Origin of the sequence: Actinomadura sp. KC216, assembly GCF_004348535.1 — a bacterium.
Classification (GTDB): Bacteria; Actinomycetota; Actinomycetes; order Streptosporangiales; family Streptosporangiaceae; genus Spirillospora.
In genome coordinates this window covers 1-13,044 of sequence record NZ_SMJX01000238.1, presented here as the reverse complement: position 1 = coordinate 13,044, position 13,044 = coordinate 1, and the positions used below count along the sequence as shown (strand labels likewise).

Annotated in this window: 12 protein-coding genes and 1 pseudogene; 10 read left to right on the top strand and 3 right to left on the bottom strand. The window is 72.5% G+C overall.

Translation table 11 applies throughout. From position 1 onward, the window contains the following. The first annotated feature begins 176 nt into the window (after positions 1-176). Both E1264_RS31040 and mptB read left to right on the top strand, forming a co-directional pair. Positions 177-917, top strand: coding sequence for a glycosyltransferase family 2 protein (locus tag E1264_RS31040; RefSeq protein WP_132179057.1), 741 nt, complete (start codon positions 177-179; stop codon positions 915-917). Positions 918-1,138: 221 nt separating this feature from the next. After that, positions 1,139-1,636: pseudogene (gene mptB / locus E1264_RS45540) on the top strand (polyprenol phosphomannose-dependent alpha 1,6 mannosyltransferase MptB); the annotation flags it as partial. A 664-nt stretch (positions 1,637-2,300) separates the two neighbouring features. On the opposite strand, the gene E1264_RS45535 reads toward mptB, so the two are convergent. Further along, positions 2,301-4,550: a hypothetical protein gene (locus E1264_RS45535; protein ID WP_243711269.1), complete on the bottom strand. Its 2,250-nt coding sequence runs from the start codon at positions 4,548-4,550 to the stop codon at positions 2,301-2,303. A gap of 54 nt (positions 4,551-4,604) precedes the next feature. On the opposite strand from E1264_RS45535, the gene E1264_RS31030 reads away from it, so the two are divergent. From E1264_RS31030 to E1264_RS31005, 7 genes are all read left to right on the top strand, one after another. After that, complete coding sequence (locus E1264_RS31030) at positions 4,605-6,038, top strand: glycosyltransferase 87 family protein (RefSeq protein WP_243711268.1); 1,434 nt, start codon at positions 4,605-4,607, stop codon at positions 6,036-6,038. Continuing rightward, positions 6,038-6,505 (top strand): DUF4446 family protein, encoded by a 468-nt coding sequence (locus E1264_RS31025; RefSeq protein WP_132179059.1) that lies wholly within the window; start codon positions 6,038-6,040, stop codon positions 6,503-6,505. The genes E1264_RS31030 and E1264_RS31025 overlap by 1 nt, the downstream gene beginning before the upstream one ends. A gap of 109 nt (positions 6,506-6,614) precedes the next feature. Continuing rightward, entirely contained in the window at positions 6,615-7,547 is a 933-nt protein-coding gene (pheA, locus tag E1264_RS31020; protein WP_132179053.1) for a prephenate dehydratase, read from the top strand. Positions 7,548-7,619: 72 nt separating this feature from the next. Then, complete coding sequence (locus E1264_RS43845) at positions 7,620-7,910, top strand: hypothetical protein (RefSeq protein ID WP_165964468.1); 291 nt, start codon at positions 7,620-7,622, stop codon at positions 7,908-7,910. Positions 7,911-7,924: 14 nt separating this feature from the next. Beyond that, on the top strand, positions 7,925-8,731 hold the full coding sequence (locus E1264_RS31015) for a class I SAM-dependent methyltransferase (protein WP_165964467.1): 807 nt from the start codon (positions 7,925-7,927) through the stop codon (positions 8,729-8,731). 72 nt (positions 8,732-8,803) lie between these two features. Then, the gene (gene serS, locus E1264_RS31010) at positions 8,804-10,063 is read left to right on the top strand and encodes a serine--tRNA ligase (protein ID WP_132179049.1); all 1,260 of its coding nucleotides are present in this window, start codon (positions 8,804-8,806) and stop codon (positions 10,061-10,063) included. Between the two features lie 83 nt (positions 10,064-10,146). Beyond that, positions 10,147-10,947, top strand: coding sequence for a Cof-type HAD-IIB family hydrolase (locus E1264_RS31005; RefSeq protein ID WP_243711267.1), 801 nt, complete (start codon positions 10,147-10,149; stop codon positions 10,945-10,947). A gap of 148 nt (positions 10,948-11,095) precedes the next feature. Here the strand turns inward: E1264_RS31005 and E1264_RS31000 are convergent, their stop codons facing one another. Beyond that, positions 11,096-11,635 carry a bacterial proteasome activator family protein gene (locus tag E1264_RS31000; RefSeq protein ID WP_132179045.1) on the bottom strand — a complete coding sequence of 180 codons (540 nt, stop codon included), beginning with the start codon at positions 11,633-11,635 and terminating at the stop codon, positions 11,096-11,098. A gap of 13 nt (positions 11,636-11,648) precedes the next feature. Then, complete coding sequence (locus tag E1264_RS30995; protein WP_132179043.1) at positions 11,649-12,605, bottom strand: NAD(P)H-quinone oxidoreductase; 957 nt, start codon at positions 12,603-12,605, stop codon at positions 11,649-11,651. Positions 12,606-12,831: 226 nt separating this feature from the next. Between E1264_RS30995 and E1264_RS30990 the strand changes: the two genes are divergently transcribed. Then, on the top strand, positions 12,832-13,044 hold a 213-nt coding region (locus tag E1264_RS30990), incomplete at its 3' end, for a hypothetical protein (RefSeq protein WP_207936476.1).

The following is a 13,044-nucleotide window of genomic DNA, read 5'->3' as shown; positions in this document are numbered from 1 at the left end:
CCCGACTCCCGCCCCGCCTACTCACCCGCCGATCCCGCCCACTCCTCCGGCCTCCTCCCGGCCGGTCGTCCCTCCGGTTAACGCCGGGGGACCTCCGTCATGCCTGCGGGTAACGGGTTGAACCGTTCCCCGCCGCGCCACCCGCTGCACCGCCAACCCGGACTACGATCGCCGATATGCAGGACCTAGCGGTGATCATCCCGGCCAAGGACGAAGCCGACCGCATCGCGGCCACCGTCAAGGCCGCGCACGAACTCCCCGGCGCGGGCCTCGTCGTCGTGGTCGACGACGGCTCGTCCGACGGCACCGGGCGCGCCGCCCGCGAGGCGGGGGCGCGGGTCGTCCGGCACACCCGCAACCGCGGCAAGGGCGCCGCGATGGAGAGCGGCGCCGAGGCCGTCCGGCTGCTCGACGACGGCCGCGACCAGCCCCGCCACCTGCTCTTCCTGGACGCGGACCTCGCCGACACCGCCCGCGAGGCCGCCCCGCTGGCCGAACCCGTCCTCGCGGGCGACGCCGACATGACGATCGCTGTGTTCACCACCACCGTGAAGCTCGGCGGGCACGGGTTCGTCGTCCGGCTGTCCCGCGACGGGATCCGCCGCGCCACCGGCTGGGAGGCCACCGCGCCCCTCAACGGGCAGCGCTGCCTGACCCGCGCCGCGTTCGACGCCGCGCTGCCGCTCGCCGCCGGGTTCGGCGTCGAGACCGCGCTCACCATCGACCTGCTCCGCCAGGGCTTCCGCGTCACGGAGGTCGAGGTCCCGCTCGCGCACCGCGCCACCGGCACCGACTGGCGGGCCCAGCTGCACCGCGCCCGGCAGTTCCGGGACGTGGCCAGAGCGCTCGCCGTCCGCGACCCGGCGGCCGCCTCCGTGACACGACGCTTGAACGGCCTGCGCGGCAGCCGCCCGTGACCCGACTCGGAACCAGCGGGCTGGGCCGGATCGGGCTCGGCGGTATCGGGCTCAGCCTGGCGTGCTTCCTCACCACCGCCCTGCTGGGCCCGTCGGTGTTCCAGCCCGCGCTGGGCGGCCGTTCCGCCGAGCCGCCGTACTCGCTGGACGTCCACGCGTCGCCGTACCTGGTGATCGGGCTCGTGGTGGCGGGCGTCGTGGCGGGCGCGGGTGGCCTCGGCATGTGCTTCGTCGCCGTCCGGCGCGGCTGGCGGGTCGGGGCCCGGCCACTGGTGATCGCGGGGCTGCTCGCGGCCGTCGCGTTCATGGCCATGCCGCCGGTCGGGTCCACCGACCACCTCAACTACGCCTCGTACGGGCGGATGGCGGCGACCGGCCACGACCCGTACGCCACCCGCGCCGTCGACCTGCCGACGGACCCGGTCGCCGGGGCGCCGGAGGAGTGGCGCACCACACCCTCGGTGTACGGGCCGATCGCGACGGGCGAGCAGGCGTTCGCCGCGTGGGTCGGCAGCGGGTCCGTGCGGCTGACCGTGTTCGTCCTGTCCGTCGTGAACACGCTCGCGTTCGCGATCACCGCGCTGATCCTCTACCGGACGGCCAGGACCGAGGAACGGCGGCTCCGCACGGCCCTGCTGTGGACCTGCAACCCGCTCGTCCTGTTCCACCTGGTCTCGGGCGCGCACAACGACGTCCTCGCGATCGCGCCGATGGTCGCCGCGCTCGCCGTCTTCGGCGGGCGGGAACGTCCCGGCTGGGTGCGGGCCCTCGGCGCGGGCGTGCTCGCGGGCGCGGGCGCGGCGATCAAGGTTCCGGCGGCGCTCGTCGGCGGCGGGCCCGCCTGGGCGCTGCTCCGCGAGGCGTGGACGGAGCGCCGGTGGCGCCCGATCGGCGGCCTCGCCGCGCTGTTCGGCGGCGCCGGGGCCGTCACCGCGATCTCCTACGCGCTCGCCGGCCCGCACGCCCTCGACCAGGTGCGGGAGGCGAGCGACATGGTCTCGTTCGCCACCCCCTGGCACCTCGTCGACGAGTTCCTCGGACGCGGCTCGCAGCGCACCATCATCAAGACCGGCGCCCTGATCGTCGGGTTCGCGCTGTTCGTGCTGCTCGTCCGCGCCCTGCCGAAGGACGACACCGCTGGGGCGCCGCTCACGCGGGACGCGGAGAACCGCCGGGTCGCGGCGGCGTTCGTCCTCGCCTGGCTCCTCGCCGCCCCCTACGCGCTGCCCTGGTACGACGGGTTCGGCTGGGCGGTGCTGGCCCTGCTGCCCTGGACGCGGGTCGACTGGATCCTCCTCGCCCACACCACCGCGCTCAGCCTCGCCTACCTCCCGGCCCGCGCACCCGCCCGCATCAAACTCCCCGACGACCTCTCCTGGCTGTTCACCGTCGTTCGGCCGACCGTGGTTCCGTGGACTCTTCTGCTGATCCTGACGGTCCTGGTGGTTCAGAGTCTTCGTTCCACAAGTCGATCTCCAGCGACCGGACGCCCGCGGCGAGCATCAGCGGAGTCGACAGGCTGAACGCCACCGACAGGATCACCACGCCCGAGTCGTTCACCAGCATCCCGATCACACCGACCGTCAGCGCGCACAGCAGCGCCGGACGCATCGTCACGCTGTGCTCGTACGCGCGCTGCAGCAGCGACACCCGCCACCGCGTCGGCCGCGCCAGGACGAAGAACAGGAACCCGATCGCGGCGGCGAGCGGCAGCGTGAACGGCCAGTACCCGAGGCTGTTCAGCATCGCGTTGAACTTCCGGACGACCACGCCCCACGCGTCGCCGTCCACGAGGTCCTGCCAGAACCGGCCGAGGTGCGTCGGGTTCGCGCTCCTGGAGTTCAGGTACGAGATGAACAGCACCAGCGCCGCTCCGACCAGGCAGAACAGCGCGAGTTTCAGCGGCGACACGCGGCGTCCGGTCACCATCAGGCCGAGCATCGCGAACGCCGGGACCATCGCCAGCACGCCGCCGAAGTCGCTGCCCCACGCCGGGAGCCCGTCCACCGCGACCGCGAACGCGCCGATCGCCGCGACGATCCCGAGCGCGAGCGTCTTGCGTCCCGCACGCAGCGGGTACTCCGTCAGCCATGCCGCCGTCAGGATCGACGCGACCGCGAACAGCGAGAACGCCTGGTTGCCGAAGCCGTAGAACCGTCCGGCGACCAGCGCCGTGTAGCCCATCAGCGTGTTCAGTTGCAGGGTCGAGCCGGTCATCACGTCCAGCGCCAGCACGAGCGCCGTGACCAGCGTGATCACCAGCCCGGGCGCGAACGCGGACCGCCGCCACGGACCGGCCAGCGCCACCCCCGTCAGCAGCCCCGCGAAGCCGAGCACCGTGCAGATCAGGATGGCCGTCGCGTTCTCCGCCCGCCACCACGGCAGCAGCCCGGCCAGGAACGACGCCCCGGTCGCCGCGCCGCCGAGCAGCGCGATCACGCGGGTCCCGCCGAGGATCCGCGCCCGCGAACTCCGATCGCCGCCGAGCCGCCGCAGCGCGATCGCCGCGATCCCGTACAGGACGAGTTGCGTCGCGAACAGCACCCAGTAGAACGACGTCTGGACGGCCCGGATCGCCTGCGCGGCGACGTCCTCGTCCTCCAGCGCCTCGACCCGCTCCTGCGTCGGCACCGTCGACGGCTGCGACCGCCACACCGACCCGACGGCCTCCTTCGGCTGCCGCAGCCCGAGGAGCTTCAACGTCGTGGCGGTCAGATCGGTAAGTGTGACGAGCCCGTCCTGCCGGGTGGCGCTCGACGTCATGTACCCGGCCCCGTACTGCCCGCCCGCGCTCTTCGTCTGCGCGATGGCGACACGCAGGTGGGGGTCGACACTCACATCGGACAGCCCGGCGAGCAGCACCGTCGTCCCGTCCGGGATCCCGGTCATGACCTCCCCGACCCTCCGGTCGGCGGCGGCAGCGGCGGCGGCGCGCTTGCGCTCCGACAGCGGCTCCTGCTCGCCCTCGATGTCGACGCCCGCGTCGATGTAGGCGCGGAACAGGTCGTCGACGTCCACCGCCGCGAGCGGGCAGCGCGCCCAGTCGGCGGCGGTCACCCGGTCGGGCGTGGTCACGTACCGGTCCACCCGCCCGCCGCCGTTCCCGACCCCGAACACCGCGCCGGGCCCGACCGCCATCGTGCACCCGCCCGCCGCCTGGACGGCGTCGCCGAGCAGCCCGATCTGGGCGTGGTAGTTCGTGTCCGCGTTGTCGCTCTTGATCGCGGGCCACCCGGGCGCGACGGCCCCGCCCGCGGGCGGCGGCCCCGTGGGGGAGGGCTGCCCTGGCAGGATCGGCGCGGCCGGCAGCGCGCAGTTCCCGTTCGGCAGCCGCGACCGCTGCCCCGCCGACAGCGTCAGCCAGCCGTCCGTCGGGCAGGTGTTGACCCGCGTCGTCCGGACACTGAGCCCCGCGGCGGATCCCCCGGCGGTCAGGCCCCAGAGCGCGGGCGTCTTCTCCCGGTCGATATCGCTCCACATCAACCCGGGAACCCCTATGACCACAACGCGTCCCCCCACCACCTCAGCGTGCGCGGTGGCCGAACCGGGGAGCGCGGGCGCCAGGGCGAGCACCGCGAGCGCCGCGACGAGGGTGGCGAGGAACATGCCGATCTTGGTCCCCCGCGAAGTCATGGCGCTCAGGCTACAAGAGGCCGATGACCGCGGAGTGGCCATATCCTGCGGGCTGTGGACGGTCCCAAGGCGCATGTGGTCGGCGAGGCGGATGCCGGGGGCACCCACGCCCAGGAGCCGGTCGGGGGCCGGACGGCCGAGGCCGCACCCGCCGCCCCCGCGCGCCGGAGGACGGCGCGGGATCTGCTGACCTTGCTGGCGGGGATCGCCGTCGCCGTCGTCGCGGTGTCGCCGATCGTCAGGCGGTGGCTCGGCAACGAGCCCGATCAGCGGCTCGTCGACCTGGAGGTCTACCGGGACGGCGGGCGGGCCATCCTGCGCGGCGCCCCGCTGTACGACGTCCTCACGCAGCCGCCGCAGCTCCTGCCGTTCACGTACCCGCCGTTCTCGGCCGTCCTCGCCGTGCCGTTCACCGTGATGTCCTGGCGGGCCGCGCAGCTCGTCTGGACGGGCCTGATCTGCGTCGCCCTGGTGATCTCGGTCTGCTACGCGTTCCGCGACCTGCTCCGCCGCGCCGGACGCTGGGCGCCGCTCGCCGCGGGCGTCCTGGTCGCGGCGATGGCGTGGCTCGATCCCGTCCGGGACCAGTTCCGGTTCGGGCAGGTCGGGCTGTTCCTGCTCGCGATGTGCCTGGCCGACTGCTGCGCCCGGACGCCCCGCTGGCCGCGCGGGATGCTCGTCGGCCTCGCGCTGGCGATCAAGCTGGTGCCGGGCGTCTTCCTGATCTACTTCCTGATCACCGGGCGCCGGGAGGCGTTCGGGAACGCGCTGTTCACGGCGGTCGCGGCCAGTCTCGGCGCGTTCGCGCTGCTGCCGTCCGACTCGGCCGACTACTGGTTCGGGGCCCTGCTGCAGGGCGGCGACCGGACGGGCGCCGTCGACGGCACCACCAACCAGGCCATCCATGGGATCGTCGCGCGGATCCTGGACGAGGGGCCCGCCCGCACGCTCCTGTGGCTGCTCCTCGCGGCGATCGTGGCGTGGTACGGCTTCGCGTGGGCCCGCCGCGCATTCCAGGCCGCCGATCTCCAGTCCGGACCGTCCTCCAGCCCCCACCCACCGCCATTCAACGGACGAGCTTCGCTCGACGGACCGGATTCCTACAGTCTGGTCCTCGCGGCGGTCGCGATCGTGGGGCTGCTGTCGGTCGTCCTGTCCCCGGTGGGCTGGATACACCATCTTGTGTGGATGATCGCGGTGTTCGGTGCTTTGGCCGGTGATGGCCGAGACACGCGAAGATGTCTTTTGGCGTTCGGTCTCTGGCTGCTGTTCCTCTTCCCGATCCCCTGGTGGGGACGGGCGCTGATCGGCCCGGAACACTCCACCGTCTCGGTTTTCGCGGGGCAGATCGTGCGTGACGTGTTCGGTCTCGCGGCCCTGGCGTCGATCATCATCCTCGGCAAGTGGCTGGTGGAACGGGTCGAACCGCGGGTCAAGCGCGAAGATCCTTCGCGCCGCGAGGCCGGGGTGGGTACGCTCAGCCCGTGATGCTTGTCGCGGTGGCCGTCGCCGGCCTGGTCGCCGGGGTTGCGGGGCTGTCCATCGCCGTGGTCGCCCACAACCGGGTGAACCAGGTCGTCGACGAGTGCGGGGAAATGCTCAGGCGCCAGCTCCAGGTCGCCAGTGGGTCGGTGGACGAACGCGCGCTGCGCGACCTCGCCATCGTCCACTACGACGCGCTCAAGGAGATGTCGGGACACCGGTCCTTCTCGCTCGCCCTGCTCGACGCGGTCGGGGACGGGATCGTCATCAGCTCGATCAACGGCCGCACCGAGACGCGGACCTACGCCAAGGCCATCCAGGGCGGGCACCCGGTCGAGATGCTCTCCCCCGAGGAGAACCAGGCCCTCCGCGCGGCCCGCCTGGGCAAGGGCCCCATCGTGACGATGGACGACCCCCTGCCCGACTTCGGCAACGGCAACGGCGACCGCAAGGCCCCCACCGCCCGCGCCTGACCGCGCTTGACGGACGGGCTTGACCGGCCGCCCAGTAGACTCGGTCTCCTACCTCGCATGCCCGCGAGGCGCATCCCGTCCACCAGGAACGCACGCATCGGGAGTACCCGTGACCGCAGACGACAGGCCAGCGCGCTACGCCTACCTGGGTCCGCAGGGCACGTTCACCGAGGCCGCGCTGCTGACCCTGCCCGGCGCCGCCGAGGCCGAGCACCTCCCGCTCGCGACCGTCCCGGCCGTCCTAGACGCCCTCCGCCGGGGAGAGGCCGACACCGCCGTCGTCGCTCTGGAGAACTCCGTCGAGGGGTCCGTCCCGACCACGCTGGACGAGCTGGCCACCGGCGAGCCGCTGCACATCGTCGGCGAGATCCACCTGCCGGTGTCGTTCGCGCTGCTCGTCCGGCCCGGCACGGAGCTCGGCGACATCAAGACGGTCGCGTCCCACCCGATCGCGCAGCCGCAGTGCCGCCGCTGGCTGCTCGGCAACGTCCCGGACGCAGAATGGCGCGCCGCGACGTCCAACGCGGAGGCCGCCCAGCACGTCGCCGACGGCCACTACGACGCCGCCCTCGCCGGCTCGTTCGCCGCGGCCCGCTACGGCCTGTCGATCCTCGCCGACGACATCCACGACATCGCCGACGCCGTCACCCGCTTCGTCGTCCTGCACCGCCCCTGCCCGCCGCCGGCGCCCACCGGCAAGGACAAGACGACTGTCGTCGCGTTCATCGGCGAAGACCACCCGGGCGCCCTGCTGGAGATCCTCACCGAGTTCTCCGTCCGCGGCATCAACCTGACCCTGATCCAGTCGCGCCCCACCGGCACCGGCCTCGGCTCCTACCTGTTCTGGATGGACTTCGAGGGCCACGTCGCCGACGCCCGCGTCGGCGAGGCCCTGATGGGCCTGCGCCGCGTCTGCGCCGACGTCCGCTTCGTCGGCTCCTACGCCCGCGCCGACCAGGTCCGCCCCGAGATCCGCCGCGGCACCCACGACAACGACTTCACCGAAGCCGCCGCCTGGGTCGAATCCATCCGCACCGGCTGACCGGGCGTGCCCGGTTCTCACACATGGACCACGGCCCAGTTCGACGGGACCTTCTACCTGGTCACGGAGAGGGTGAAGCAGGATGGGCACTGGCGCGTCCGGTACCTGGGAAGCGCCACGTACATGCCGCTCGTGAGCGGTTCCGACCACATCGACGTCAAGTACCAGACGAGCTGGTACAGCTTGAACGCGGCGCCCGAACCGGTGGAGAAGGGCGGGACGATCAGGGTCACGGGCCGGCTCTACCGGTGGCGGGACGTGGCGGGCCCGGCACCGAACGCGCCCGTGTACATGGCGTCCTACAAAGGCAGCGGCACCTACGACGCGTCGGACACGCGGGCGGACTATGTCGACGTGCGCTGACGTACTCTGCCTGGGTGGCCAAGGACTTCGATCTCTACGAGCGGGAACTGTGGGCCGGGCGGGCGTCCGCGTACGAGCGGGGGTTCGCGCGGCTCACCCGTCACATGGTCGGTCCGCTGCTGGACGCCGCGGGCGTCGGGGACGGGACGCGGTTCCTCGACGTCGGGACCGGCCCCGGGTTCGTGTCGCAGGGGGCGACGGCGCGCGGCGCCGTGGTGTCGGCGATGGACGCCGACCCCGGCATGGCGGACATGGCGCGCAGGAACGTGCCAGGGCTGGACGTGCACGTCGCCGTCCTGCCGGAGGTGCCGTTCCCGGACGGGACGTTCGACGCCGCCGCCGGGAACTTCGTCATCAACCATGTGGGCGCGCCCGATGTGGCGATCCGCGAGCTGCTGCGCGTCCTGCGGCCGGGCGGGCGGCTGGCGCTGACCTGCTGGCTGATGCCGGGCAGCGGCGCGCTCGGGGTCGTCAGGGAGGCGATCGAGGAGGCGGGCGTGCCGTGGCCGGACGACGTCCCGGAGTCGCCGTTCATGCAGTACGGCGAGCCGTCCGCGTTCCGGCGGCTGGTGGCGTCGGCCGGGGTCGGTGAGGTCGCGGTCGAGGAGGTGACGTGGGAGCACGTCGTCGATCCCGAGGAGTGGTGGGAGACGGGCGCGCTGTCCAGGGTGGGCAGCAACGGCTACATCGTCGGGCGGCAGGACGCCGACACCGTCGCGCGGATCAAGGCCGCGTACGACGGGATCGTCTCCGGCTTCGCGGTCGGGGACGGGCAGGTCGCGCTGCCCGCGCACGCGCTGCTGGCCAGCGGCGTGCGCTGAGCCGGGACGGGGTTATCCACAACCGGCGATACTCGCGCGCGTTGGAGGGGTTCGGCCGGTAGCCTCGGGTCTGTGATCGACCTGCGAGCTCTTCGAGATGATCCCGAGCGGCTGCGCGTTTCGCAGCGCGCCCGCGGTGAGGATGACGGCGTCGTCGACCGGCTGCTCGACCTGGACGGGAGGCGCCGCACGGCGCTGACGTCGTTCGAGCGGCTGCGGGCGGAGCAGAAGAGTTTCGGCAAGTCGGTGTCCAAGGCGCAGGGCGACGAGCGGCAGCAGTTGCTGACCCGCGCGAAGGAGCTGGCGCAGCAGGTCAAGGAGGCCGAGGCGGAGGCCGACCGGCTCGGCGAGGAGCTCGACGCGCTGCTCAAGGGCGTCCCGAATCTGATCGAGGAAGGCGCCCCGCCCGGTGGCGAGCAAGACTTCGTCGTCCTGGAGCACGTCGGCGAGCCGACCAAGTTCGACTTCGAGCCGAAAGACCATCTGGAGCTCGGCGAGAGCCTCGGCGCCATCGACATGGAGCGCGGCGCGAAGGTGTCCGGCGCGCGGTTCTACTACCTGACGGGCGTCGGCGCCCGGCTGCAGTACGCGCTGCTCAACCTGGCGATGGAGCAGGCGGTCGCGTCCGGGTTCGTCCCGATGTACCCGCCGGTGCTGGTGAAGCCGGAGGCGATGGAGGGCACCGGGTTCCTCGGCGCGCACGCCGCCGAGGTGTACCAGCTTCCGCAGGAGGAGCTGTACCTGGTCGGGACGTCCGAGGTCCCGCTGGCCGCGTACCACATGAACGAGATCATCGACGCGCTGCCGCGGCGGTACGCGGCGTGGTCGTCCTGCTTCCGCCGCGAGGCCGGTTCCTACGGGAAGGACACGCGCGGCATCATCCGCGTCCACCAGTTCGACAAGGTGGAGATGTTCTCCTACTGCGAGCCCGACGACGCGCACGCCGAGCATCTGCGGCTGCTGGAGTGGGAGAAGGAGATGCTCGCCAAGGTCGAGATCCCCTACCGGGTGATCGACGTGGCGGCGGGCGACCTCGGGTCCAGCGCGGCGCGCAAGTACGACTGCGAGGCGTGGGTGCCGTCGCAGAACACGTACCGGGAGGTCACGTCCACGTCCAACTGCACCGAGTTCCAGGCCCGGCGCCTGGCGGTGCGGTTCAAGGGCGACGGCGGCCGGAGCCGCCCGGTCGCGACGCTGAACGGGACCCTCGCGACGACCCGCTGGATGGTCGCGATCCTGGAGAACCACCAGCGGGCGGACGGGTCCGTTCGCGTGCCGGAGGCGCTGCAGAGGTTCCTCGGGCTCGACGTGCTGGAACCCGTCAAACGGTAAGGCGCCGGGGAGCGCGTCGGATATGTCGCCTAGGGTGGGGCTGACCTGCCCTGGAAGGTGCCATGACCCAAGCCTCACCACGCATGATCGCCACCGATCTGGACGGGACGATCGTGCGCTCCGACGGGACGCTCTCCGACCGCACCGTCGCCGCCCTGGCCCGCGTCGAGCAGGCCGGGGCGGCGCTCGTGATGGTGACCGGGCGCCCGCCGCGCTGGATGACGGAGGTCGCCGCCGCCGTCCGCCATCACGGCGTCGCGATCTGCGCGAACGGCGCCGTGCTGTACGACCTGCACACCGACACCGTCCTCAGCACCTCGGAGGTGCCGCCCGAGGTGATCGCCGAGACGATCGCGCGGCTCCGCGCCCTCGTGCCCGAACTCCGGTTCGCCGTCGAGTATCCGACCGGGTTCGTCTTCGAGGACAGCTACATGCTGGAGCGCTGGGACGCCGAGGCCCTCGGCGGGCGCCCGGTGTCGCCCGACCGGCTCGCCGACCGCAGCGGCACCAAGCTGCTCGCGTACCACGCCGATGCCGACGCCGACGAGCTCACGGAGAAGGCCGTCGCGGCGGTCGGCGACCTCGTGACGGTGACGAACTCGTCCGGGCGCGGGCTGCTGGAGATGAGCGCGCACGGCGTCACCAAGGCGAGCGCGCTGGCCGCGCTGTGCGCCGAGCAGGGTGTCGCGTCCGGTGACGTCGTCGCCTTCGGCGACCAGCTGAACGACCTGCCGATGCTGACCTGGGCGGGCACCTCGTACGCCGTCGCGAACGCGCACCCACTGGTGCTGGCCGCCGTCACGCACAAGACGTCCAGCAACGACGACGACGGCGTCGCAGAGGTCCTGGAACGCCTCTTCCCCACCGGCACCGCCGAGAACTAGAACGTTCCGCTACCGCCGCGACCTGGGTTCCGCTATCGCGGTGACCCTGGCCGGCGCGGTCGTGGCAGGAAAACGGCCGCCTCCGCGTGAGGCTCGCAAGGGGGGCTTGCGAAGCCTGATGCGCGAGGCGGCCGGTTTCGTTCGTGGCCTACAGGTAGGGGCCGGACGAGCGGGAGCCGGGCTGGTCGTCTTCCGCGCCGGGAGGCATCATTCCGGCGGGGAGGGCGCGCCGCATCTGCTCCAGCTGGGCGCGGGCCGCCATCTGCTGGGCGAAAAGCGTCGTCTGGATGCCGTGGAACAGGCCCTCCAGCCAGCCGACGAGCTGCGCCTGCGCGATCCGCAGCTCCGCCTCGCTCGGGACCGTGCCCTCCGTGAACGGCAGCGACAGCCGGTCCAGCTCCTCGACCAGCTCGGGCGCGAGACCGTCCTCCAGCTCCTTGATGGACGACTTGTGGATCTCCCGCAGCCTGGCCCGGCTCGCCTCGTCCAGCGGGGCGGCCTTGACCTCCTCCAGCAGCTGCCGGATCATCCCGCCGATCCGCATCACCTTCGCGGGCTGCTCGACCATGTCGGTGATCGACTTGCCCTCGGAGTCGCCCTCGCCGGAGCCCTCGACGGCGATGCCGTTCGGGCCGACCACGAGCACCTGCGGTTCCTGTTCAGACTGCTTCTTGGAAGGCTCGCTCATAATCCCCTCATCCTCACACGGTCAGCAGGATCTTGCCGACGTGACCGCTCTCTTCGAGCAGCCGGTGCGCGCTCGCCGCGTCCGCCATCGGGATCCGCCGGTCGACGACCGTCCGGACCGCGCCCGACTCCAGCAGCGGCCACACATGCTCCCGGACCCCGGCCACGATGTCAGCCTTCTCCGCCAGCGGACGGGCCCGCAGCGTGGTCGCGTGCACCAGGGCACGCTTGCGGAGCAGCTTGCCGATGTCCAGCTCCGCCTTCGCGCCGCCCTGAAGCCCGATGACCATGAGCCGGCCGCCGGTGGCGAGCGCGTCCACGTTCCTGGCCAGGTACTTCGCGCCGATCAGGTCCAGGATGACGTCGTACGGGCCGCTGTCGACGAAGTCGTCCTCGCGGTAGTTCACGGTGACGTCCGCGCCGAGTTCCCGGCAGCGGGCCGCCTTCTCGGCGCTGCCCACGGTCGTCACCACGCGCGCGCCGCGGGCCTTGGCGAGCTGGATCGCGAGGGTCCCGATGCCGCTGCCGCCACCGTGGACGAGGAGGGTCTCCCCGGCGCGCAGCCCGGCGAGCATGAAGACGTTCGACCAGACCGTACAGGCGACTTCGGGGAGCCCGGCCGCGTCCACGAGGTCCACGCCGCGCGGCACGGGCAGGACCTGCGACGCGTCCACCGCGACGCGTTCGGCGTATCCACCGCCGCCGAGCAGAGCGCACACCTCGTCGCCGGGGGCGAGGCCGGACACGTCCGCGCCCAGCTCGGCCACCCGTCCCGACACTTCCAGGCCCGGATACGGCGGGGCGCCCTCCGGCGGCGGGTAGAAGCCCATACGCTGCATGACGTCGGCGCGGTTGACCGCGCTCGCCGCCACGTCGATCAGCACCTCGCCCGGCTTCGGCGCCGGATCCGGAACCCGCGTCCACTCCAGGACGTCGGCGTCCCCCGGCTCGCGGATCACGATCGCATGCATACCGGCAACGCTACCGGGGCCCGCCAAGGGAACGTTCCGGGAGCATCCGCCGCTGGACGTGCCGGACGCCGCCGGGGCGCGCCGCCGCGAGGCCCGCCCGGGGCGGCGCAAATGTCGATCTCCACGGTGGATGCGTGGTATTGGCACACGGGTATCCTGCGTGGGGGCCATTTTGCCCACCCGCACCGTGTTGATCACAAAGAGGCGTGCCCGAGGGAGATGAACGGTGGCAAGGAACGAGCACGACGGGCGTTCCCTTGAGGAGCGGCTGGCCTCTCTGGACGCGATGAGCGGGGATCAGACCGGGAAGCTACCGGCCCAGCCCCCTCCGCCCCCCGAAGGCGGCGAGGGTGGCGAGAGCGGTGAGAGCGCCGGGCAGGCCGCGCAGCAGGCGCCCGCCCCGCAGGAGAACGCGCCGCCGGACGAGACGGCCGTGTCC